The sequence below is a fragment of the Polaromonas sp. P1_H6 genome (assembly GCF_056405195.1).
In genome coordinates this window covers 92,781-114,571 of sequence record NZ_JBFUCN010000014.1, presented here as the reverse complement: position 1 = coordinate 114,571, position 21,791 = coordinate 92,781, and the positions used below count along the sequence as shown (strand labels likewise).

General features: G+C 64.0%; 19 protein-coding genes. 16 read left to right on the top strand and 3 right to left on the bottom strand.

Annotation, left to right across the window (positions count from 1 at the left end; translation table 11 throughout):
- Window positions 1-33: 33 nt before the first annotated feature.
- The 16 genes from AC1D1F_RS14690 to AC1D1F_RS14615 all read left to right on the top strand — a co-directional run bounded on the left by AC1D1F_RS14690 (window position 34) and on the right by AC1D1F_RS14615 (window position 18,293).
- Window positions 34-1,005, top strand: coding sequence for a dipeptidase (locus tag AC1D1F_RS14690; RefSeq protein WP_477675143.1), 972 nt, complete (start codon window positions 34-36; stop codon window positions 1,003-1,005).
- A 62-nt stretch (window positions 1,006-1,067) separates the two neighbouring features.
- Entirely contained in the window at window positions 1,068-1,967 is a 900-nt protein-coding gene (locus tag AC1D1F_RS14685) for a glycine betaine ABC transporter substrate-binding protein (RefSeq protein ID WP_477700766.1), read from the top strand.
- Between the two features lie 11 nt (window positions 1,968-1,978).
- The gene (locus tag AC1D1F_RS14680) at window positions 1,979-2,512 is read left to right on the top strand and encodes a DUF5943 domain-containing protein (RefSeq protein WP_477696667.1); all 534 of its coding nucleotides are present in this window, start codon (window positions 1,979-1,981) and stop codon (window positions 2,510-2,512) included.
- Window positions 2,513-2,521: 9 nt separating this feature from the next.
- Window positions 2,522-4,582, top strand: coding sequence for an oxidoreductase (locus tag AC1D1F_RS14675; RefSeq protein ID WP_477696668.1), 2,061 nt, complete (start codon window positions 2,522-2,524; stop codon window positions 4,580-4,582).
- 1 nt (window position 4,583) lies between these two features.
- A complete protein-coding gene (locus AC1D1F_RS14670) occupies window positions 4,584-6,476 on the top strand; it encodes a (Fe-S)-binding protein (protein ID WP_477696669.1) in 1,893 nt (630 codons plus the stop codon).
- Window positions 6,473-7,585 (top strand): FAD-binding protein, encoded by a 1,113-nt coding sequence (locus AC1D1F_RS14665; RefSeq protein WP_477675145.1) that lies wholly within the window; start codon window positions 6,473-6,475, stop codon window positions 7,583-7,585. The genes AC1D1F_RS14670 and AC1D1F_RS14665 overlap by 4 nt, the downstream gene beginning before the upstream one ends.
- Entirely contained in the window at window positions 7,582-8,343 is a 762-nt protein-coding gene (locus AC1D1F_RS14660) for an adenine nucleotide alpha hydrolase family protein (RefSeq protein WP_477675146.1), read from the top strand. The genes AC1D1F_RS14665 and AC1D1F_RS14660 overlap by 4 nt, the downstream gene beginning before the upstream one ends.
- A gap of 12 nt (window positions 8,344-8,355) precedes the next feature.
- Window positions 8,356-9,612 (top strand): aromatic ring-hydroxylating oxygenase subunit alpha, encoded by a 1,257-nt coding sequence (locus tag AC1D1F_RS14655; RefSeq protein WP_477696670.1) that lies wholly within the window; start codon window positions 8,356-8,358, stop codon window positions 9,610-9,612.
- Between the two features lie 34 nt (window positions 9,613-9,646).
- A complete protein-coding gene (locus tag AC1D1F_RS14650; RefSeq protein ID WP_477675148.1) occupies window positions 9,647-10,735 on the top strand; it encodes an FAD-binding oxidoreductase in 1,089 nt (362 codons plus the stop codon).
- Window positions 10,736-10,943: 208 nt separating this feature from the next.
- Window positions 10,944-11,981, top strand: coding sequence for a quaternary amine ABC transporter ATP-binding protein (locus AC1D1F_RS14645; RefSeq protein ID WP_477675149.1), 1,038 nt, complete (start codon window positions 10,944-10,946; stop codon window positions 11,979-11,981).
- Entirely contained in the window at window positions 11,974-12,846 is an 873-nt protein-coding gene (locus tag AC1D1F_RS14640; RefSeq protein WP_477696463.1) for an ABC transporter permease, read from the top strand. The genes AC1D1F_RS14645 and AC1D1F_RS14640 overlap by 8 nt, the downstream gene beginning before the upstream one ends.
- Window positions 12,847-12,866: 20 nt before the next feature.
- Window positions 12,867-13,943 (top strand): GlxA family transcriptional regulator, encoded by a 1,077-nt coding sequence (locus tag AC1D1F_RS14635; protein ID WP_477677103.1) that lies wholly within the window; start codon window positions 12,867-12,869, stop codon window positions 13,941-13,943.
- Window positions 13,944-14,198: 255 nt separating this feature from the next.
- A complete protein-coding gene (gene fdhA, locus AC1D1F_RS14630) occupies window positions 14,199-15,401 on the top strand; it encodes a formaldehyde dehydrogenase, glutathione-independent (protein WP_477677102.1) in 1,203 nt (400 codons plus the stop codon).
- An 89-nt stretch (window positions 15,402-15,490) separates the two neighbouring features.
- Entirely contained in the window at window positions 15,491-16,351 is an 861-nt protein-coding gene (purU, locus tag AC1D1F_RS14625; protein WP_477677101.1) for a formyltetrahydrofolate deformylase, read from the top strand.
- A 113-nt stretch (window positions 16,352-16,464) separates the two neighbouring features.
- Window positions 16,465-17,856, top strand: coding sequence for an L-serine ammonia-lyase (locus tag AC1D1F_RS14620; protein ID WP_477677100.1), 1,392 nt, complete (start codon window positions 16,465-16,467; stop codon window positions 17,854-17,856).
- A gap of 26 nt (window positions 17,857-17,882) precedes the next feature.
- On the top strand, window positions 17,883-18,293 hold the full coding sequence (locus tag AC1D1F_RS14615; protein WP_477677099.1) for a dihydroneopterin aldolase: 411 nt from the start codon (window positions 17,883-17,885) through the stop codon (window positions 18,291-18,293).
- Between the two features lie 69 nt (window positions 18,294-18,362).
- Here AC1D1F_RS14615 and AC1D1F_RS14610 read toward each other — a convergent pair whose 3' ends face one another.
- From AC1D1F_RS14610 to AC1D1F_RS14600, 3 genes are read right to left on the bottom strand one after another with little or no spacing between them, the layout of a single operon-like run.
- Entirely contained in the window at window positions 18,363-19,718 is a 1,356-nt protein-coding gene (locus AC1D1F_RS14610; protein WP_477677098.1) for a class-II fumarase/aspartase family protein, read from the bottom strand.
- A 54-nt stretch (window positions 19,719-19,772) separates the two neighbouring features.
- The gene (locus tag AC1D1F_RS14605) at window positions 19,773-20,606 is read right to left on the bottom strand and encodes an HpcH/HpaI aldolase/citrate lyase family protein (protein ID WP_477677097.1); all 834 of its coding nucleotides are present in this window, start codon (window positions 20,604-20,606) and stop codon (window positions 19,773-19,775) included.
- Window positions 20,603-21,784: a CaiB/BaiF CoA transferase family protein gene (locus AC1D1F_RS14600; RefSeq protein WP_477677096.1), complete on the bottom strand. Its 1,182-nt coding sequence runs from the start codon at window positions 21,782-21,784 to the stop codon at window positions 20,603-20,605. Before AC1D1F_RS14600 ends, AC1D1F_RS14605 begins: the two co-directional genes overlap by 4 nt.
- Window positions 21,785-21,791: the final 7 nt, after the last annotated feature.

Here is a 21,791-nt window from a genome sequence, read left to right as displayed (position 1 = left end):
TCAACCCGACATCGCGCCTGTAAGGAATTCACCATGAGCACCCTGCACCAAGACTCCATCATCATCGACGGCCTGATCATCTCCAAGTGGAACCGCTCGGTTTTCGAGGACATGAAAAAGGGCGGGCTGAGCGCCGCCAATTGCACCGTATCGGTGTGGGATGACTTCAAAAGCACGGTCCACAACATCGCCGAGATGAAGGCGCTGATCCGCGCCAACAGCGACCTGTTGTCCCTGGTGCGCACCACGGCGGATATCGAGCGGGCCAAGAAGGACGGCAAGACCGGCATCATCCTGGGCTTCCAGAACGCGCACGCCTTTGAAGACCACCTGGGCTACATCGAAACCTTCGCCGACATGGGGGTGCGGGTGGTCCAGCTCTGCTACAACACGCAGAACCTGATCGGCACCGGCTGCTACGAACGCGACGGAGGACTCTCGGGCTACGGACGCGAGGTGATCGGCGAGATGAACCGCGTCGGCATCATGGTGGATCTCTCGCACGTGGGCGCCAAGACCTCCGAAGAAGCCATCCTCGAATCGAAGAAGCCGGTCACCTACAGCCACTGCCTGCCCGCGGGCCTCAAGGAACACCCGCGCAACAAGAGCGACGAGCAGCTCCGGTTCATCGCCGACCATGGCGGCTTCATCGGGGTCACCATGTTCCCGCCGTTCCTGAAGCGGGGAACGGACGCCACCGTGGAAGACTATGTCGAGGCGCTGGACTATGTGATCAAGCTGGTGGGCGAGGACTGCGTGGGCGTGGGGACCGACCACACGCAAGGCTACGGACAGGAATTTTTCGACCACATCACCCACGACAAAGGCCGTGGCCGCCGCCTCACCAATTTCGGCACCGTGCAAAACCCGCTGGGCATACGCACTATCGGCGAGATGCCCAACCTGACGGCCGCCATGGAGCGCGCGGGCTGGCCGGCGGCAAAGATCACAAAGGTCATGGGGCGCAACTGGCTCCGTGTTTTTGGTGAGGTGTGGGGCGTGTAGTTCACACTGCCCGATTGAGCTTGTTCCGCTTTCTTCTTCTAATCAGGAGTGTTCGTACCATGATGAAAACGCAAAATTCTTCCCCCCGTCCTCGCCGCAAGTTTCTGGCGCAAACGCTGGGCCTGTCCGCACTGGCCGCTTCGGGCATGGGTGCTTTCGCCCAGGCCAAACCCACGATCAAAATCGGCTTTGTCGATGGCTGGTCCGACAGTGTGGCCACCACCAACCTGGCTGCGGCCATCATCCGCAGCAAGCTGGGGAACCCGGTTGAACTGGTGCCGCTGGCAGCGGGCATCATGTGGCAAGGCGTGGCGCGCGGCGACCTGGATATGACGCTGTCGGCCTGGCTCCCGGTGACGCACGAAGCCTACCTGACCAGCTTCAAGGACAAGGTCCAGATCCTGGGCGCCAACTACCCCGGCGCCAAGATCGGCCTGATCGTGCCCGACTACGTCAAGGCCACCAGCCTGACGGACCTCAACAACTTCCGCGCCGATTTCGACAACCGTATTGTGGGCATCGACGCCGGCGCGGGCGTCATGCGCAAAACCGAGGAAGCCATCAAAGCCTACGGCCTGGAAATGCGCCTGCTGCCCAGTTCCGGCCCCGCCATGGCCGCCGAACTCGACCGCTCCTATCGCGCCAACAAATCCATTGCCGTCACGGGCTGGATTCCCCACTGGATGTTCGCCAAGTACAAGCTTCGCTTCCTGGCCGACCCCAAAAACATCTACGGCGCGGAAGAGCATGTGGACAGCGTCATCAACCCGGCGCTGAACACCAAGGCTCCCGCCGTCGTCGCCTTCCTGAAGAAGTTGGTCCCAGGCCGGCCTGGGACCTCCGGCCGCGGCTGGATTGTGGTGAAGTCCGCGTTCCGCCGCCGGCAATGCGGCAGCAAAGCAAGGCGGAGACCTTCATTGCAGATTGAGATCCGAAATTGGCCTGCGTTTTGCCATTCATAACGAGACCCAAGATGAACCCGCAACTCCCCATTGAAGTTGACGCCCGAAGCGGCGTCTGGACCACAGACGGTCTGCCGATGATTTATGTGCCGCGGCACTTCTTCGTCAATAACCACGTCGAGACCGAAGCCATGGTGGGCCGGGAGGTCTATGCCCCCGCGCTCTACAAGGCCGGACATCGCTCGGCCTATTTCTGGTGCCAGCAGGAAGCGGCCACCCATGGACTGGCCGGCATGGCCGTCTATGAGCACTACCTCAAGCGCTTGTCGCAGCGCGGCTGGGGCCTTTTTTCGTTCATCGAATCAAACGCCGCGACCGGCCATGCCCTGGTCAAGCTGGAAAATTCGGTGTTCGTGCTCGCGCAAGGCATTGCCGGTGTGCCGGTGAACGATGCCAAGGTTTGCTACCTGTTCGCGGGCTGGTTCTCGGGTGCGATGGACTGGGTGCTGGAAACCAGCGGCTCGGCCGTGCGCACCACAAGCGCCGAAACCCAGTGCGCCGCGGAAGGCCACAGCCACTGCGTCTTCACCGTCAGTCCTCTCTAAAGATCCGTCATGCGCTACCCGCACTTGTTTGAGCCCATTCGCCTGAACCAGGTTCTGTTGCGCAACCGCATCGTCAGCACCGCGCATGCCGAGGTGTACGCGGAAGGCGGCAACCCGACCGAGCGCTACATCCGGTATTACGAGGAAAAAGCCAAAGGTGGCGTGGGCCTGGCGATTTGCGGCGGCTCCAGCCCGGTGTCGCGCGACAGTCCCTGGTCGTGGTGGAGTTCCGTCAATCTGGCGAAGAACTCGGTGATCGAGCCTTTGGCCAAGCTGGCCGACACCATGCACAAGCATGGCGCCAAACTGATGATCCAGGCCACCCACATGGGCCGGCGCAATGCCTGGCACGGTTTTGACTGGCCGCATCTGGTCAGTCCCTCGGGCATCCGCGAACCGGTGCACCGCGGCAACGCCAAGACGATAGAGATCGAAGAGATTCGCCGCATCGTGGCCGACTACGGCCGGGCCGCCAGGCGCGTGAAGGACGCGGGACTCGACGGTATCGAAATCTCCGCAGCGCACCAGCAGCTTGTCGACCAGTTCTGGAGTCCACGGGTGAACCACCGCACCGACGAGTACGGCGGCAGCCTGGAAAACCGCCTGCGCTTCGGCATGGAAGTGCTGCAAGCCGTGCGCGAACAGGTCGGCGCCGATTTCTGCGTCGGCATGCGCATGTGCGGCGATGAATTCCATGAAGACGGCATCAGCCACGAGATGGCCAAGGAGATTGCCCAGGCCATGTCGGAAAGCGGCTTGATCGATTTCCTGAGCGTGGTCGGCTCCGGTGCGGATACGCACAACACCCTCGTCAATTGCATGCCGCCGATGGCGCTGCCGCCCGAGCCCTTTGTACACCTGGCCGCCGGCATCAAATCGGTGTCCAGGGTACCGGTCATGCACGCGCAAAGCATTCGCGACGCCTCGCAGGCTGAACGCATCCTGGCCGCCGGCATGGTCGACATGGTCGGCATGACGCGCGCGCAGATCGCCGACCCGCACATGGTCATCAAGATCCGCGACGGCAAGGAAGACCAGATCAAACAATGCGTGGGCGCCAACTACTGCATCGACCGCCAGTACAACGGCCTGGATGTGCTGTGCATCCAGAACGCCGCCACCAGCCGCGAAGAAACCATGCCGCATGTGATCGAGAAAACCACGGGCGTTCGCCGCAAGGTGGTGGTGGTCGGCGCCGGCCCGGCGGGCCTGGAAGCCGCCCGCGTGGCCCGCGAGCGCGGGCACGACGTGGTGTTGTTCGAGAAAAATTCCGTGGTGGGCGGCCAGGTGAACCTGGCCGCCAAGCCGCCCAAGCGCGAACAGATGGCCGGCATCATCCGCTGGTTCGACATGGAGACCCAGCGCCTGGGCGTGCAACGCCGCCTGGGCGTGGCGGCCACGCAGGAAATGATCCTGGCCGAGAAACCCGACATCGTGGTCCTGGCCACCGGCGGCGTACCGCATACCGGGCAGACCCCGGCCTGGGGCGCGGCCGAGGGCTTGTGCGTGAGCAGCTGGGACATCCTGTCGGGCGCGGTTGCGCCGGGTGAAAACGTCCTGGTGTACGACAGCATCAGCACCCACGCGGGCACCGGCGCGGCCGACTTCATCGCGGCGCGCGGCAAGCTGGTGGAAATCGTGACACCCGACGTCAAGGTAGCCGATGACGTAGGCGGCACCACCTTCCCGATCTTCTACCGCCAGCTCTACGCCAACGCCGTGATCCAAACGCCGAACTTCTGGCTGGAAAAGGTCTACCGGGAAGGCGACAAACTGATCGCCGTGTTGAAGAACGAATACACCGAGGCGCTGGAAGAGCGCGCGGTGGACCAGGTTGTCGTCGAAAACGGCATCCTGCCCAATGACGGCTTGTACTGGCAGCTCAAGCCGCTTTCGCTCAACAAGGGCCAGACCGATATCGACGCCCTGTATGACGCGCTGCCGCAACCCGCACTGAGCCAGTCCACCGGCAACGGCGACTTCCTGCTCTACCGCGTGGGTGACTGCGTCTCCATGCACAACATCCACGCCGCGATCTACGACTCGCTGCGCCTGTGCAAGGACTTCTAGCATGCTGCAGCAGCTTGTAAGCTCCGTGTTCTGGCTGGCCGTCCTGGGTCTGGCCTGGGGTATGGCCCGGCGCGCGCTCATATGGAAAACAGGCCGGCCGGCCAGCGTGGATCTGCGTGGGCTGCTGCAAATTCCAAAGCGCTATTTTGTGGACCTGCATGACGTGGTGGCGCGAGAGCCTTTTGTGGCCCGGGCCCATGTCGGTGTGGCCGGCGGCGCGATCCTGGCCCTGGTGCTGGTCGCGCTGAACTACGGCCTCGGCCTGTACTGGCCCAGCCTTGACGCGGTGCTGCTGCTGGCCGGCCTGATGATGCTGGCCGGTGCGGCCGCCATGGCATCGCGCCGCCGCAACGCACCGGCGCGCCTGTCCCAAGGCCCGTGGAGCCGGCTGCCTTATTCACTGATGCTGTTCGCGCTGGCCGCGGCCTCGGTCGGCGCGGTGGCGCTGACCGGCACCGCTCTGGCGCCCTGGCTGGCCGGCTTGATCAGCCTGGCGTTCGCCGCCGGCGCGGCTGAACTGGCATTGGGCATAGGCCTCGGTGGCCCCATGAAGCACGCCGTGGCGGGCCTGCTGCACCTGGGCCTGCACCCCCGGCCCGAACGCTTTGGCAGTCCTGCAGACCGGCGCTTCGCCACGGCGCTGCGACCTTTGAAGCTCACCGCCGACGACATGGGCGTGGGCAAGCCGGCCAACTTCGCCTGGAACAAACTGCTGTCCTTCGACGCCTGCGTGCAGTGCGGGAAGTGCGAAGCCGCCTGCCCGGCTTTTGCGGCGGGCCAGCCGCTGAACCCGAAGAAGCTGATCCAGGACCTGGTCGCCGGCATGAGCGCCAAGACCGATGCCGGCTACGCGGGCAGCCCTTATCCAGGCCAGCCAGTCGGCCAGCACAGCGGGGCCCCGGGCCTGCCCATCGTGAATGGCCTGATCAACAGCGACACGCTCTGGTCTTGCACCACCTGCCGCGCCTGTGTGCAGGAATGCCCCATGCTGATCGAACATGTGGATGCGATTGTGGACATGCGCCGCCACATGACCCTGGTGGGCGGCGTGGTGCCGAACAAAGGCATGGAAGCGCTGGAACAGCTGCGCGACACCGACACCGCCGGCGGCTTCCCGCTCACCGCCCGGCACCATTGGGCGGCCGACCTCGACGTGCCGGTACTTGAAGCCGGTGGCCACACCGACTGGCTGGTACTGGTTGGGGAAGGTGGCTTCGACATGCGCTACCAGCGCACCCTGCGCGCCTTTATCAAAACGCTGCAAAAGGCCGGGCTGAAGATCGCCCTGCTGGGCGCGGCGGAAACCGATTGCGGCGACCTGGCGCGCCGCCTGGGCGACGAGCATGGCTTCCAGCGCCTGTCCCTGCAGCTCATCGCCACCCTGAAGGCACGCGGCTTTCTGCACATCGTGACGCCCGATCCCCACATCTTCCATTCGCTGAAGAACGAGTACCCGGCCATGGGCGGCGACTTCGACGTGTGGCACCACACCCAGCTGCTGGCCGACCTGCTGGCCAAGGGCCAGTTGCAACCCACCCGCGCCGGCAGCCTGGAGGCCGTGACTTACCACGATCCCTGCTACCTGGGCCGCTACGGCCGCGAAGTGGAAGCTCCGCGCTCGGTGCTCAAAAGCATAGGCATCAAGGTGGTGGAGATGGAACGCAGCCGCGAGCGGGGCCGTTGCTGCGGCGGCGGCGGCGGCGCGCCGTTTACCGACATTCCCGGTACCACGCGTATTCCCGACATCCGTATTGCCGATGCCAGGCTCACCGGCGCGGGCGTGGTGGCCGTGGCCTGCCCCAACTGCACCGCCATGCTCGAAGGTGTGGTGGGGCCGCGACCCGAAGTGCTCGACGTGGCAGAACTGCTGGCCCATGCATTGGAGGTGGCATGAGCACCCCCTACGCCCCTTCAGGCCAGGTGCGCCGCGTGGACCCGCGACGGCCCGCCATCCTGACGCCCGCGGGCCTGCGGCGCATCGTCCTGGGCAGCAGCGAAGGCGAACGCGGAACCGCAAGCCGCCTGGACGCCCCGATCGCCAAGGCCTCGCGCAGCACCGGCCCCTTTCAACACACCACCATGGTGGTGGCCCACGCGGAGCGCGGCGCGCTGAGCGACATGGCGCGCCAGGCGATTGCGGCGGCCGCGATTCTGGCCCCCGCCAACACCGAAGTGATTTTGGCGGTGCTGGGCGCCTGCCATGACGACGTGGCGGCACTGGGCGTGGATCGTTTGCTGGTGTCGGAGGATTTTGATCCGAACCGCTACCAGCCCAGCGCCTGCGTTCAATGGCTGCAAGGCCTGCAAGCGCTCTGGACGCCTCAACATTGGTTCTTTGCCGATCACGGTTTTGACGGCCAATTGGGCCGCCGCTTTGCCCTCCACGCCGGGCTGGACCTGGCTTGCGGCGTGGCCGAGCTGGGGGCGGACACGCTGCGCGTGCCCGCCAGCGCCAGCCAGGACTGCCTGCGCCCGCACGCCCAGGTCATGCTGCTGGCCAAAAGTGTCGCCGGCACCAAGCTGCCGTTTGTGGGCCTCGGCGTACGCGAACCCGCTCAAGCCTTGCCGGCGGTTTCCGAGAGCGGAATCGAAGACCTGGGCGTACAGGCCGGGGATCCAAAAACGCTGGCACTGGAGGAAGCCGACCTCATCCTGGCCGCGGGCAACGGCGTCACCGACCTGCCCCTGTTCCACTCGCTGGCGCTGGAAGTCGGCGCCGCGGTCGGGGCCTCGCGCGTCGCGGTGGATGACGGCCGCTTTGCCCGCGCCCAGCAAATCGGCGCCACGGGAAAAACCGTGTCCGCTTCGGCTTACCTGGCGCTGGGCATTTCCGGTGCGGTACAGCATCTGCAAGGCATCAAGGATTGCCGCCATGTCATCGCGGTAAACCTGGATGCTTCAGCGCCCATCGCGCGCCGCGCCGACCTGACCGTCGTTGAGGACAGCGCGGCGCTGATGCAGGCCCTGCTCAAATTGGTCCGCGCGCAAAAGGAGGCCGCATGAGCGACATCGTCGTACTCGTGGCGGCCCACACGCATGCGGTCAGCGGTCGCCCCGTCCGCAGCCGTGCCGATGCAAGCGCGGCAGCCCTGGCTTTGGGCCTGTCGGATGGGATCCGGCTGCTGACGGCCGGCCCTTTGCCGGATTCAGTTGCCCGCGACTACCTGGCCCTGGGTGCGCCCCTGCTTGAAGTTCTGGAATGCAAGGAAGAGGCCGATGTGACGGCAAGCTTGCTGGCTGCCTTGCGTGATGTGCCTTGGGTATTGGCCGGAACCCGCCCGGAATCCGAACACGGCACGGGGATGTTGCCTTACGCCCTGGCAGCCGGGCTGGGGCGCCCCGTGGTCGCGGATGTCCTGGCCGTGGAGCCCGAGGGTGCCGCCTGGCTTGTGACGCAGGCACTGCCCAAGGGAGCCCGGCGCCGCCTGCGCGTCCATCCGCCCGCCGTGCTTGTGGTGAGTGCCGCCGCATCCCCATCACCGCGTTATTCACTGGCCGATGCCATGGCGGGCCGGATTGTCCGCAAACCGGCTCAAACACCGGAGGCCGCGCCTGTTCCCGTTTCCGCGGGCCAGCTGGTCCCCAGGAGCAAGCGCCGCAAATTGCTGGAAGCCCGTATCCAGCAAAGCGGCCACGCCCGCATGTTGGGGGCCATCGAGTCACCCTCGACGGGCGGCACCGTGCTGCAAACAGGCGACCCGCACAGCAAGGCGCAGGCGGTATTGGACTACCTGCGCACCCATTCTCTTGTTCATTTTTGACCAACGCCCACTATGACAAAGACCATTTCCGCGCAAACCCTGCTCACCCGCGAGTTGCTGGCCCGCCGCCGCCCCGGCTACAGCCTGGAGGCGCCGTTCTACCTCAGCGACACACTGCTGCAGGCCGACATGGAGCACATCTTCGGCAAGCACTGGATTTTCGTCGCCGTCGAACCTCAAATCGCCGAAGCCGGCGACTACATCACCGTGGACTTCGACAAGAACTCCATCCTGATCGTGCGCGACGACGATATGCGGATACAGGCTTTCCACAATGTCTGCCGCCACCGCGGCTCACGCCTGTGCGCCAGCCGGCAAGGCGTGGTGGGCAATATCGTTTGCCCTTACCACCAATGGACCTACGACCTGACGGGAAAACTGATCCACGCCAAGCACATGGGCGATGATTTTGACGCCACGGGCCTGGGCCTCAAGCCCGTGCACGTGCGCAGCCTGGCCGGTTTGATTTTCATCTGCCTGGCCGAAAACCCACCGGAAGACTTTGAACAGATGGCCGCGGAGATGACGCCTTACCTGGCGCCCCACCAGCTCAGCCAGTGCAAAGTCGCGGCCCAGGTCGACATGGTGGAAGACTGCAACTGGAAACTCACCATGGAAAACAACCGGGAGTGCTACCACTGCATGAGCAACCACCCCGAGCTGACCATTTCCCTGTACGAATACGGCTTCGGCTACAAGCCGGACGAGCACAACGCCGCCGAACAACAGCGCTTCCAGAACATCATGGCCGCCAACCATGAACGCTGGGAAGGCATGGGCCTGCCCTCGGCGGAAATCGACACCCTGGACGACCGGGTGACGGGCTTTCGCACCCAGCGCTTGCCGATAGACCGCTCCGGCCAGTCGCAAACCATGAACGCCGAAGTCGCATCCAAAAAACTGCTGGCCGACTTTGTCGATCCGGCGCTCGGCGGCTTGTCGTTCTGGACGCAGCCGAACTCCTGGCATCACTTCATGAGCGACCACATCGTCAGCTTTTCGGTGCTGCCGATCTCCGCCACCAAAACCCTGGTACGGACCACCTGGTGCGTGCACAAGGATGCGGTGGAGGGCGTGGACTACACCGTGGAGAACCTGACCGCGGTATGGAATGCCACCAATGCGCAAGACCGCCGCCTTGTGGAGGAGTCGCAAATTGGAATCGCCACCGGCGCTTACCAGCCCGGACCGTACTCGCCTTTCACCGAAGGCCTGGTGGAAAAATTCTGCAACTGGTACGTGAACCGTTTGAGCGCCCTGACCCGGTAGATGCCTGCCGATATTCAGCGTTCAACCAATCCCCATGTCCACCTTTCTTCACGCTCCCGACTTCGCGGCCCCCGCGTCCCCGCCCTGGTCCTCCGACCGGGACGAAACCCTGCGCTGTGTCCACGTACGCCAGGAAACACACGACGTCAAAACTTTTGTGCTGGCGGCGGACGGACCGCGCAGCTTCCGCTACCTGCCGGGCCAGTTCATCACGCTTGAGCTGGAAATCGCCGGCAGCAAGATCAACCGCTGCTACACGCTCTCAAGCACGCCTACCCGCCCCGACCTGGTCAGCATCACCGTCAAGCGCGTTCCGGGCGGGACTGTGTCCAACTGGCTGCATGACAACCTGCGTGCCGGCATGGCGCTAAGCGTGATCGGGCCATCGGGGGAGTTCAGCTGCTTCAAGGCGCCGGCGCAACGTTACCTGTTCCTGTCAGGCGGCAGCGGCGTCACGCCCTTGATGTCGATGACCCGGGCACTGCACGACCTGGGCAGCGACGCCGATATCCTGTTTGTGCATTGCGCGCGCACCCCCGCGGACATACTGTTCCCGGAAGAACTGACCTTGATGGCGCGCAACATGGCGCGCTTGCGCCTGGCCACCGTGTGCGAACAGCACACGCCCGGCAGCGCCTACGCCGGACACCTGGGGCGCATGGATGCGGCGCGGCTGGCGCATATCGCACCCGACTTCCTGCAACGCGATGTCTACACCTGCGGCCCCGCGCCTTTCATGGCGGCGGTTCGCCAGCTTCTGGCCGCGGCGGGCCATGACATGCAGCGCTACCGCGAAGAGAGCTTTTCTTTCGCCGAGCAGGCACAGCCCGAATCGCAAGCGCAGGGCGACGGCAGCGCTTCCATACTCAACATCCAGCTGCAAAAAATGGGGCAGACCTTCCCATGCCGGGCCGACCAGACAATTCTGCAAGCCGCCGCCGCGGCGGGCTTGCGCCTGCCTTCTTCCTGCAGCAGCGGCATCTGCGGCACCTGCAAAACCAAAAAAATATCCGGCCAGGTCGAGATGAAACATGCCGGGGGCATTCGCCCGCGCGAAATCGACCAGGGATGGATTCTTCCCTGCTGCAGCAAACCCGTGAGTGATGTTGCACTGGATCGGTGAACAAAAAAATGCGCATGCACCAATTCAAGAGCCGCTTCGCGTTTCTATCAACAAGCACGGGGCTTTTAAGGTGTTTAGGGGCAGAAATAGCACCCCTCATGGACAAACCCTATAGCCCGAAACCTATTCGACCGAGAAAATAGTGGCACGCTGTTTGCTCATAAGAAAAACCGAAGCATGCAGCGAAAAAATTCCCCGGAGACATACGATGACCAAACCCAAAATCAGTGTTCGAAATCTTTACAAGATCTTCGGAAATAATATTTCCGAAGCCGTAAGGTTATTGGGGGAAGGCTTGGGCAAAGACGAGGTATTTGCCAGGACCGGGCATGTCGTCGGCGTCAACAAAGTCAGCTTCGACGTGGTGGCGGGCGAAATCTATGTGCTGATGGGTTTGTCGGGGTCGGGGAAATCCACCTTGATCCGGCTCATCAACCGCCTGGTCGAGCCGTCTTCGGGAACCATCCATATCGACGGCGAAGACATCACCGCCCTGCCGCAATGTGACCTGGTCAAGTGGCGGCGCAAGCGGGTCGCGATGGTGTTCCAGTCTTTCGCGCTCATGCCGCATCGCAATGTGCTCGACAACGCCGCGTTTGGGCTCGAGATGGCGGGCACACCGCGCAAGGCGCGTGAAGACCGGGCCATGGAAGTGCTGAAGCAGGTGGGCTTGCAGACCTACGCGGCAAAATACCCTTCGCAACTGTCGGGTGGCATGCAGCAACGCGTGGGCCTGGCGCGCGCCCTGGCGGTGGACCCCGACATCCTGCTGATGGATGAGGCCTTCTCGGCGCTGGACCCGCTCAAGCGCGTCGAGATGCAAAGCCTGATGCTGGATTTGCAGCGCGACCAGCAGCGCACGGTGCTGTTCGTCTCGCACGACCTTGAAGAAGCACTGCGCATCGGCACCCGTATCGCCATCATGGAAGGCGGCAAGCTGGTGCAAGAGGGAACCCCGCACCAGATCATCACCCAGCCCGCCAACGACTACGTGCGCAGGTTTTTCGAAGGTGTGGACACTTCGCGCTACCTGACCGCGGCGGACTTGCTGGATCCCGGATTGAACGGCCACTCCTACAACGGGGGGCCACGGCTTCCCTCCCACACCACTTTGCCCGAGGCCATGAAAATTGTCCTGGGCATGGACCAGCCCGTGGGCGTGTTCGACGCCACCGATCAATTATTGGGCTGCATTTCCGCCCGCAGCCTGCTTGTCAGAATGGCTCAAGAGGCCCGTCATGTCTAACCTTCTATCTCAAATCACCCAGGCCTCGCACGACGTTCTGCCCCTGGGACGCTGGGTCAACGCCGGCGTCAAACACCTGCTGGACAACGGGGCGGCCGTATTCGATTCGATCGGCGTCGTGGTGGAACAGTTTGCCCAATGGGTCGAGATGGGCATGTTGGCCGCGCCCTTCTGGCTGGTCATCCTGGTGGCCGCGGCCGTGGGTGTTCGCCGCCTGGGCTGGAAGTTCGGGGTGTTCGTGGCGCTCGCCCTGGCCTTGATTGTGGTCACCGGATTCTGGCTGCAAACCATGGTCACGCTGGCCCTGACACTCTCGGCCACCCTCATCAGCCTGTTTTTCGGCATCCCGCTGGGAATATGGTGCGCCCGCGCCCCTCGCGTCAATGCCTCCATACGGCCGATGCTGGACTTCATGCAGACCATGCCCGCCTTTGTGTACCTGATCCCCGCGGCCATGCTGTTCGGCCTGGGCCGGGTGCCCGGCATCATCGCCACCGTGATCTTCGCCATGCCGCCCGTGGTGCGCCTGACCAGCCTGGGCATCCGCCAGGTGAGTTCCGAGCAGGTGGAAGCCGGTAACGCGTTTGGCTGTACCTCCACCCAGCTGCTGTTCAAGGTTCAGCTGCCTATCGCCATGCCAACCATCATGGCGGGCGTCAACCAGACTATCATGATGGCGTTATCGATGGTCATCATCGCCTCGATGGTGGGGGCGGGCGGCCTGGGTAACGACGTACTCGCCAGCATCCAGCGGTTGGACATCGGCCTGGGATTCGAGAGTGGGCTGGCAGTGGTTTTACTGGCCATCATCCTGGACCGCCTCACCGAAAGCTTTGGCGCGGCCCGCGAGAAAAACGAGAGCTAGGTGTCACAAGGAGCACCCCCATGCCACGCATTCCGGTTGAAGCCCCCCCGTCATCCGCGTTGAGCGCCAACGATGGAACGTCCGGAAAGGACGGCACCCGTGTCGGCTTCATCCTGCTGCACGACTACTCGATGATCGCCTTTGCCAATGCCGTGGAAACGCTGCGCATGGCCAACTACATCAGCCGCCGCCCGCTGTACCAATGGACCGTGGTGAGCCCCGAACAGACAAGCACCGTGGCCAGTAACGGATTGGCCATGGCGACCAATGGGAGCCTTGCCGACCTGGCCGGCTGCGACATGGTATTTGTCTGCGGCGGCATCAACGTTCGCGGCGTGACCAATGACGCCGTGCGCCAGCTTCTGCGCCAATGCGCCGCCGGCGGCGCGGTCATGGGCGCACTGTGCACCGGCTCCTTCGCACTGGCCAGCGCCGGGCTGCTGGACGGCTACAGGTGCGCCATCCATTGGGAGAACCTGGCGGCGATCAGCGAGGAGTTTCCCAAGGTGCGATTTGCGCCGGAGGTCTTCATCCTCGACCGCGACCGCATGACCTGTTCCGGCGGCACGGCACCCCTGCACCTGATGCTGCATCTCATCCGCGGCAGCCACGGCGCGAAGCTGGTGATGGATATTTCCGAACAATTCATCGTGGAGCGGCTGCGTGCCAGCAACGACCGCCAGCGCATCCCGCAGCCCGAGTGCATCGGCCCGGGTTATCAACATCTGACCGAGGCCGCAGAAATCATGGCGGCCAACATTGAAGACCCCTTGCCCCTGGCCGAACTGGCCGGCGCCGTCGGGCTTTCGCTGCGCCAGCTGGAGCGCCTGTTCCACCGCTACTTCAGCATCAATCCGGCGCAGTACTACATGAACCTGCGGCTGCGCCGGGCCCAGGAGCTGCTGACACACAGCAGCCACCCCATCATGCAGGTCACCGTGGCGTGCGGTTTCCAGTCTTCCTCGCATTTCTGCAAGGCTTACCGCAGCTTGTTCGGGCATGCGCCCAGCGAGGAGCGCCGCCGCAAGGTGGGTGACGGCGAACCCCGCGCAAAGGTCCCGCGCAAACGCCTGGCAGCTGTCGCGCGAGCCGCCTGAAACCACTGACCGCGGCTATGCGTCCGCCGCTGCGGTACAACTCCGCGTCGTTCCCAGCAAAGTTCCGCCGCACCAACCTGTGAAAGTGCAGTGGTGCGTTGCGCCGCGCAATTTCACATCTGCAAGGACCGGGACATGAACCTGACATCGGCCATTCCGCCGGGGTTTCACCATCGTGCCACCGGCCCGTGAAGCGCGACGCCCCGGACATGACAGCCATGCAAGTCATTTCATGCCAACCCAAGGAGACAAAAAATGTCAGCGAATCGCGGTGTCGTCTATTTGCGCCAGGGCCATGTTGAAGTCCAGTCCATTCCGTTTCCCAAGCTGGTCAATCCAGCGGGTGGTACCGCCGAACACGGTGTCATCCTGAAGGTGCTCACCACCAACATCTGCGGCTCCGACCAGCACATGGTGCGCGGCCGCACCACCGCGCCGGCCGGCTTGGTGCTGGGCCATGAAATCACGGGCGAGGTGCTCGAAGTCGGCCGCGACGTCGAAACGCTGAAGCCGGGTGATGTCGTTTCGGTTCCGTTCAATGTGGCATGCGGGCGCTGCCGCACCTGCAAAGAGCAGCACACCGGCGTCTGCCTGAGCGTCAATCCGTCGCGCGCGGGCGGGGCCTACGGATACGTCGATATGGGTGGCTGGATCGGCGGGCAAGCCGAGTACGTCATGGTGCCCTACGCTGACTTCAACCTGCTGAAATTTCCCGATCGCGCACAGGCGATTGAAAAGATCCGTGACCTGACTTGCCTGTCCGATATCCTGCCCACCGGCTACCACGGCGCGGTGACGGCCGGGGTCGGCCCAGGCAGCACGGTGTATGTGGCGGGCGCCGGCCCGGTGGGCCTGGCCGCTGCCGCATCGGCACGCTTGCTGGGGGCCGCCGTGGTCATTGTCGGAGACATCAACCCGTCTCGCCTCGAACATGCACGCAAGGTTGGTTTTGAGACCGTCGATCTGTCGAAGGATGTAACACTGGGCGAGCAGATCGCGCACATTCTGGGCACGCCCGAAGTCGACTGCGCCGTTGACGCGGTGGGCTTCGAGGCGCGCGGCCATGGCCATGCGGGGTCGCAGACGGAGGCCCCGGCCACGGTGCTCAATTCACTGATGGAAGTCACACGCGCGGCGGGCAAGATAGGTATTCCGGGCCTGTATGTGACGGAAGACCCCGGTGGCGTGGACAAGGCGGCAAAACTCGGCTCACTCAGCATCCGCCTCGGCCTGGGCTGGGCCAAGTCGCACAGTTTCTTCACCGGCCAGACACCCGTCATGAAATACAACCGCGCGCTGATGCAGGCCATTCTGTGGGACCGTATCAATATCGCCGATGTGGTGGGCGTCCAGGTGATATCGCTCGACGACGCACCCTCGGGCTATGCCGAGTTTGATGCCGGTGCGCCGAAGAAATTTGTCATCGACCCGCGCAGGCAACTGAAGAAGGCCGCCTGACGTTCATGGTCCGGGGCGATGCCTCGGACCGCGAAAGCAGTCTCCAGATTCCGCAAAAAAAAACACTCCACTCAAAATCTCTCGTGCCAATGACGCCGGACCAAGACAACCATTACTGCCTGAACCTGGCCTGCGGAAGCGCCCAGGGGCAGGTCGCCGCCATATCCGCGCTGTTAAACCAGCATGGGGCCTACATCGAACAGTTTTCGGTGTTTGACGACCATACGACGGAACGCTTTTTTGTACGCGGTGTTTTCAGCCTGCGCAGTCCGGTGGAGGTCTTGCGCGGCGCCTTCGCCGAACTGGCCGAAACATTCCCGCAGGCGCAATGGCGGGTGCATGACCTGGCGGAGCCCACCCGCGTGCTGATCATGGTGTCCAGGTTTGACCACTGCCTGCGCGAGCTGATCGCCCAATGGCGGCGCGGCGAACTGAAGATGGACATCGTGGCCATCGCGTCCAACCATGCCGATCTGGCGCCCTTGGCCGAAGCCGAGGGCATTCCCTTTCATCACCTTCCGATCAGTGCTGAAACCAAGCCCGCGCAAGAGGAAAAACTGAAACAGCTGATCGCGGAGACCGGAGCCGAGTTCGTGATACTGGCCCGCTATATGCAGGTTTTGTCGGAAGCCTTGTGCCGGCAACTGCATGGCCGGGTCATCAACATCCACCACTCCTTCCTGCCCGGCTTCAAAGGCGGAAAACCCCACCAGCAGGCCCACGACCGCGGCGTCAAGCTGATTGGCGCCACCGCTCACTTTGCCACCACCGACCTTGACGAGGGCCCGATCATCGAGCAGTCCGTCGAACGTGTGGACCACGCCGACACACCGCAAAACCTGTCACAGGCGGGCCGCCTGGTGGAAAGCCTGGTGTTGTCACGGGCCCTGCGTTTCGTGCTGGAGCGGCGGGTGTTCATCAACGGCATGAAAACCGTGGTGCTGCGTTGACCACAATGCATTTCGCCACGGCCGGCGCAATGGCGCCTTTGCCCGGCCTGGCTACCCTCTTTTTCATCCATCCTCCATACCAGAGCGCACAGCGCTAAACGAGACCCTCCACTATGGCTGTCAGTGTTTTTGACATATTCAAGATCGGTATCGGACCGAGCAGCTCGCACACCGTGGGGCCGATGCGGGCGGCCCATCTGTTCACCGAGCGCCTGGCGCACCAGGGCCTGCTGGCGTCTTGCGCACGTGTCGAGGTCAAGCTCTACGGTTCCCTGGGTTCGACCGGCAAAGGCCACGGCACCGACAAGGCCGTGCTGCTGGGCCTGGAAGGGCATGACCCTGAAAACGTCGACGTGGAAGCCATTCCGGCGCTGCTGGAGGCGATCCGCGCCACCGGCCAACTACGTCTGGCTGGCCGGCATGTGGTCTCCTTCAGGGAAAAAGACCATCTGGCGTTTTACCGCCGCGAAACCCTGCCCTTTCACCCCAACGGCATGCGCTGCATCGCATATGACGCCATGGGGGCGGAACTGCTGAATCGCTGTTACTACTCGGTTGGGGGCGGCTTTGTGGTCAGCGACGAAGTAGCGGCCGATGGAAGCAAGCAGAAAGTGCTGGCACCGGATGTCACCGTGTTGCCTTACCCTTTCCACAGCGGCGACGAGCTGATGCGCCAATGCAAAACCGCGGGCATCTCGATCGCCGAACTCATGCGCCGCAACGAACGGCATTGGCGCAGCGATGCCGACATCGACGCAGGCCTGCACAGGATCTGGACAGTAATGCAAGCCTGCGTGGAGCGCGGCTGCCGGACCCAGGGCGTGCTGCCGGGCGGCTTCAAGATCAAGCGCCGCGCGGCCGACCTGCACCACAGGCTCCGCGCCAATCCCGAGGCCGCCCTGCGCGACCCGCTGCAGGTGCTGGACTGGGTCAACCTATACGCCTTGGCGGTGAACGAAGAAAACGCCGCGGGAGGCCGCGTCGTCACGGCGCCCACCAATGGCGCGGCGGGTATCGTACCGGCCGTTCTTCACTACTACACCCGCTTTGTGGCTACTTCCACCCCCAGCGGCGTGATCGACTTCCTGTTGACCGCCGCCGCCATCGGCATGCTGTACAAAGAGAATGCCTCGATCTCGGGGGCCGAAGTGGGTTGCCAGGGGGAGGTCGGCGTGGCCTGCTCCATGGCGGCGGCGGCATTGTGTGCCGTCATGGGCGGCACACCGGAGCAGGTGGAAAACGCGGCCGAGATCGGCATGGAGCACCACCTCGGGCTGACCTGCGACCCGGTCGGCGGGCTGGTCCAGATACCGTGCATCGAGCGCAACGCCATTGCCTCGGTCAAAGCCATCAATGCCGCCCGCATGGCCCTGCATGGCGACGGAACGCACCATGTGAGCCTGGACAAAGTCATCAAGACCATGCGCGAAACCGGCGCCGACATGATGACCAAGTACAAGGAGACCGCGCGCGGAGGCCTGGCGGTCAACATCGTTGAATGTTAGTGTTTGAAAAAGGCAGGGGTGAACGGTTGACGACGCTTCGCTCCCAATGGACGGTCCGTATCGAGTCGCTCCAGACGCGATTGCGCGTCGGTGTTTACGGCCATGAACACGAACCGCAGCCCGTCCTGGTGAGCTTGCGCATCAGCGGGCTGGCCGAGACAATCCCCTCGACCCTGGCTCAATGCTTCGACTATGAGCCTATCTGCCGATGGGTACTCGACGAGTGGCCGCTCAGCGCGCATACGCCCTTGCTGGAAACACGCCTGAACGAATTGGTGAGCCACGTGTTTTCCGACAGCCGGATCACGGATATCTGGATCGGCCTGTACAAAACGCAACCCATTCCCCAGGCGCGGTTTGTGGGACTTGAGCGCGATGTCACGCGGCTTCAGTTCGAGGAACAGCAGCGCCTGGCGGCCCTTTCGACCTCGGCGTAACTTTCGCTACGGCCAGGCGACAAAATGCCCCTGTTGATGCGCTTACGCCAATGACACCGTTGTAGGCTGCTAGGCGGGTGCCTTGATCGAAGCCAGCACCCTGTCGACCATCACGCCCGCCTGGCCCAGGTTGTTCATCGGGTCGCAGAACGAGGCCAGCTGTTCGCGCGTCACGTGCTTCTTGATCTGAGGGTGCTCCGCCAGCAGGTCGATCAGTGGGCGCTTTTGCTGGAGCGCCTCGCGGCAGATGTCATAGACCAGGTCGTGCGCGTATTCGCGTCCGATGTAGGGGCCCAGGCCCATCATCACCGCCTCCGACATCACGAGGCCGTGGGTCATGTCGATGTTGCGGCGCATCTGCGCGGCATCGACTTCGAGGCCCGCGAGGATGAACTTCGTCTGCTTGAGCGCGCCCGAGATCAGGCAGAAAATCTCGGGCATCGCCACCCATTCGATTTCCCACGGGCCGGTGGAGCGCTCATGGTCGGCGACCATCGCATCCATCAGCGATGCGGCCAGCTGGCGCACCACGGAGATATTGGCGTGGATGTAGAGGCAGGAGATCGGGTTGCGCTTTTGCGGCATGGTCGACGAGGAACCGCGGCCTGGCGCGAAAGGCTCGAACACTTCCGCGACCTCGGTCTGCATCAGCAGCTTGACGTCCATGGCAATCTTGCCGAGCGAACCCCCGACGATGCCGAGGAAGGCGCCGACTTCGGCGAAGTTGTCGCGCACGGTGTGCCACGAAATCAGCGGCTGCCCGAGCCCGAGTTCCTTCATGAGGCCGGCCTGGGTTTCCATCGCGCCTTTCTCGAGCGAGGACAGCGTGCCCGACGCGCCACCGAACTCACCGACCAGCACCCGCGGCTTGAGCTGCGTGAGGCGTTCACGGTGGCGCTCGATGCCCGCGAGGATGCTGGCCATCTTGTAGCCGAAGGTGATGGGTGTCGCCTGCTGCAGGTTGCTGCGGCCGATGATCGGCGTGTCGCGGTGGTCGCGCGCCAGTTTGGCGAGCGAGGCCGAGATGTCCGCGAGGTCGGCCTCGACCAGCGCGAGGCCCTCGCGTATCTGCAGCACGGCGGCCGTGTCGGTGATGTCCTGCGTGGTGGCGCCCCAATGGCAGTATTCGCCCAGGCCATCCTTGCAATGCGCGTTGATCTGGTTGACCACGGCGATGATCGGGTAGCCGATCTGCTCGGTCTTGGCCTTGAGCTTGGCCCAGTCGATCTGGCTGGGCTCGCAGTTCCTCACGATCTCTTCGGCCGCCTCTTTGGGAATGATGCCGAGGGCGCCCTGGACCTTGGCGAGCGCGCGCTCGATGTCCAGGTATTTGGCGGTGCGGTTTTCGTCCGACCAGACATGCCGCATGGCGGCATCGCTGAACATGTCGCCGAAAATTTTTGAGTCGATGATGGTTGCGGACATAGTTTCTCCGTTGGGTTATGTTGGGTTACGTTGGGTTATGTATCTTGTGAAAAATCAGGGGATGCGTGCGGCCAGGGCCAGGATGCGCTCGGCTTTGAGGATCACCGGGCGATCGACCATCTTCCCGTCGAGCTGGATGGCGCCACCGCCGGCCGCGCGCGAGGCGATCAGGACGCGTTGTGCCCAGGCCTGCTCTTCGGCGCCGGGCCGCAACGCGCGATGCACCGCGGCAACCTGCGCGGGGTGTATGCACATCTTGGCGCCGAAGCCGAGGCGGCGTGCCTGCGCCATGTCGGCTGCAACGCGGTCCGCGTCGATGTCGGGCGTGACGCCGGCCACGGGCGGGGGCAAACCCGCGGCGCGTGACGCAACGGCAAGCTGGATCGCGGCGTGCTGCAGCGCCGGGCTGTCGGTGGGAATGTCGAGGTCGGCCATGTAGTCGAGCGAGCCAAAGGCCAGGCGCGCGATGCCTGGTGCGGTGGCAAGGTCGAGGGCGGCCAGCAGGCCACGCGCTGTTTCGACCAGCGGCAAGGCGGTGGCGCCCACACCGAGCGGACCCAGAACGTCGGCAAGCTGCCGCCTGCTTTCGCATTTCGGAATCATGACGCAGGCGGCCCGCACCTGCCGCAGGAGCTGCAGGTCGTCCTTGTACCAGCCCGTGCTCGCGTCGTTGATGCGGATCAGCAGTTTTCCACGAATCTCTTCGTTGGCGGAGGACATCCACGCCGCGATGGCTTCGCGCGCGGCAGCCTTTCCGGAGGGCGAGACCGCGTCTTCCAGGTCGATGATGACGCGGTCCGCACCCGAGGCCAAGGCCTTCGCGAATCGCTCGGGCACGTTGCCCGGCACGAACAGGTAGCTCAGCGGCGCGGCGGGCGGCATGCTCATACGGCGCCTTCCGCGCGCAACTGGGCGATCTGTTCGGTGCCGTAGCCGAAGTGGTTCAGGATCGCGTCGGTGTGTTGGCCCAGCGCAGGCACAGCGTCCATGCGCGGGGCGCCGTGTTGCCAGGAACCGGGCGGCAGCATGGCGGGCACGGCGCCCGCCGGTGTATCGATTTCACGCCAGCGCGCGCGGGCTTCGAGTTGCGGATGTTTCCACAGCTCGCCCATGGTGTTGACCTGCGCGTTGGCGATGCCGGCGCTTTCCAGCCGCTCGACGACCTGCGCGGCGCTCAGGGCGCTGAAGGCTTCGACGATGAGCGAGGAGAGCTCGCCCCGGGCGGCGCTGCGCTGGGCATTGCCGGCAAAACGCGGGTCGCTGGCGAGCGCTGACTGCAGCAGCACCTTTTCGCAGAACACCTTCCACTCGCGTTCGTTCTGCAGGCCCATCATCACGGTCTTGCCGTCACCGGCCAGGAACGGGCCGTAGGGGTAAATCGTCGCGTGGCTGGCGCCCGTGCGCTGGGGCGGCGCCGCGCCTTCGAAGGCGTAGTAGAGCGGGTAGCTCATCCACTCCGACAGCGACTCGAGCATCGAGATGTCGATGCGCTGGCCTTCGCCGGTCTGCTGACGGTGCATGAGCGCGCCCAGGATGTTGGTGTACGCATACATGCCGGCGGCGATGTCGGCGATGGACGGGCCGGCCTTGGACGGCGTGTCGGGCGTGCCGGTCACCGAGACGAAACCGGCCTCGCTCTGGATCAGCAGGTCATAGGCCTTTTTGTCGCGGTAGGGGCCGTCGTCGCCATAGCCCGAGATATCGCAGACGATGATGCCGGGCTTGCGCCTGGCCAAGGCTTCGTACGACAGGCCGAGCCGCGCGGCGGCGCCTGGCGCGAGGTTCTGCACCACGACGTCGGCCTCCTCGAGGATCAGGCGCATGAGGATCTTCCGCGCCTCCTCATGCTTGACGTCCAGCGTCAGGCTTTCCTTGGAGCGGTTGGTCCAGACGAAGTGTGACGCCAAGCCCCGCACGCGGCTGTCGTAGGCCCGCGCGAAATCACCCACGCCGGGGCGCTCGACCTTGATGACACGCGCGCCCATGTCGGCCAGTTGCCGTGTGGCGAAGGGCGCCGCGATGGCGTGTTCGAGCGTGACGACGGTGATTCCCTTGAGTGGTTGCATGGCGTTT

What these genes read in the sequence shown, in the direction of transcription:
- AC1D1F_RS14660 (WP_477675146.1), top strand. Translation starts at nt 7,582, where the DNA reads ATGAGCGACATCGTCGTACTCGTGGCGGCCCACACGCATGCGGTCAGC.
- AC1D1F_RS14685 (WP_477700766.1), top strand. Translation starts at nt 1,068, where the DNA reads ATGAAAACGCAAAATTCTTCCCCCCGTCCTCGCCGCAAGTTTCTGGCG.
- AC1D1F_RS14655 (WP_477696670.1), top strand. Translation starts at nt 8,356, where the DNA reads ATGACAAAGACCATTTCCGCGCAAACCCTGCTCACCCGCGAGTTGCTG.
- AC1D1F_RS14640 (WP_477696463.1), top strand. Translation starts at nt 11,974, where the DNA reads ATGTCTAACCTTCTATCTCAAATCACCCAGGCCTCGCACGACGTTCTG.
- AC1D1F_RS14670 (WP_477696669.1), top strand. Translation starts at nt 4,584, where the DNA reads ATGCTGCAGCAGCTTGTAAGCTCCGTGTTCTGGCTGGCCGTCCTGGGT.
- AC1D1F_RS14690 (WP_477675143.1), top strand. Translation starts at nt 34, where the DNA reads ATGAGCACCCTGCACCAAGACTCCATCATCATCGACGGCCTGATCATC.
- AC1D1F_RS14650 (WP_477675148.1), top strand. Translation starts at nt 9,647, where the DNA reads ATGTCCACCTTTCTTCACGCTCCCGACTTCGCGGCCCCCGCGTCCCCG.
- AC1D1F_RS14600 (WP_477677096.1), bottom strand. Translation starts at nt 21,784, where the DNA reads ATGCAACCACTCAAGGGAATCACCGTCGTCACGCTCGAACACGCCATC.
- AC1D1F_RS14605 (WP_477677097.1), bottom strand. Translation starts at nt 20,606, where the DNA reads ATGAGCATGCCGCCCGCCGCGCCGCTGAGCTACCTGTTCGTGCCGGGC.
- fdhA (WP_477677102.1), top strand. Translation starts at nt 14,199, where the DNA reads ATGTCAGCGAATCGCGGTGTCGTCTATTTGCGCCAGGGCCATGTTGAA.
- AC1D1F_RS14620 (WP_477677100.1), top strand. Translation starts at nt 16,465, where the DNA reads ATGGCTGTCAGTGTTTTTGACATATTCAAGATCGGTATCGGACCGAGC.
- AC1D1F_RS14645 (WP_477675149.1), top strand. Translation starts at nt 10,944, where the DNA reads ATGACCAAACCCAAAATCAGTGTTCGAAATCTTTACAAGATCTTCGGA.
- AC1D1F_RS14675 (WP_477696668.1), top strand. Translation starts at nt 2,522, where the DNA reads ATGCGCTACCCGCACTTGTTTGAGCCCATTCGCCTGAACCAGGTTCTG.
- AC1D1F_RS14665 (WP_477675145.1), top strand. Translation starts at nt 6,473, where the DNA reads ATGAGCACCCCCTACGCCCCTTCAGGCCAGGTGCGCCGCGTGGACCCG.
- AC1D1F_RS14635 (WP_477677103.1), top strand. Translation starts at nt 12,867, where the DNA reads ATGCCACGCATTCCGGTTGAAGCCCCCCCGTCATCCGCGTTGAGCGCC.
- AC1D1F_RS14680 (WP_477696667.1), top strand. Translation starts at nt 1,979, where the DNA reads ATGAACCCGCAACTCCCCATTGAAGTTGACGCCCGAAGCGGCGTCTGG.
- purU (WP_477677101.1), top strand. Translation starts at nt 15,491, where the DNA reads ATGACGCCGGACCAAGACAACCATTACTGCCTGAACCTGGCCTGCGGA.
- AC1D1F_RS14610 (WP_477677098.1), bottom strand. Translation starts at nt 19,718, where the DNA reads ATGTCCGCAACCATCATCGACTCAAAAATTTTCGGCGACATGTTCAGC.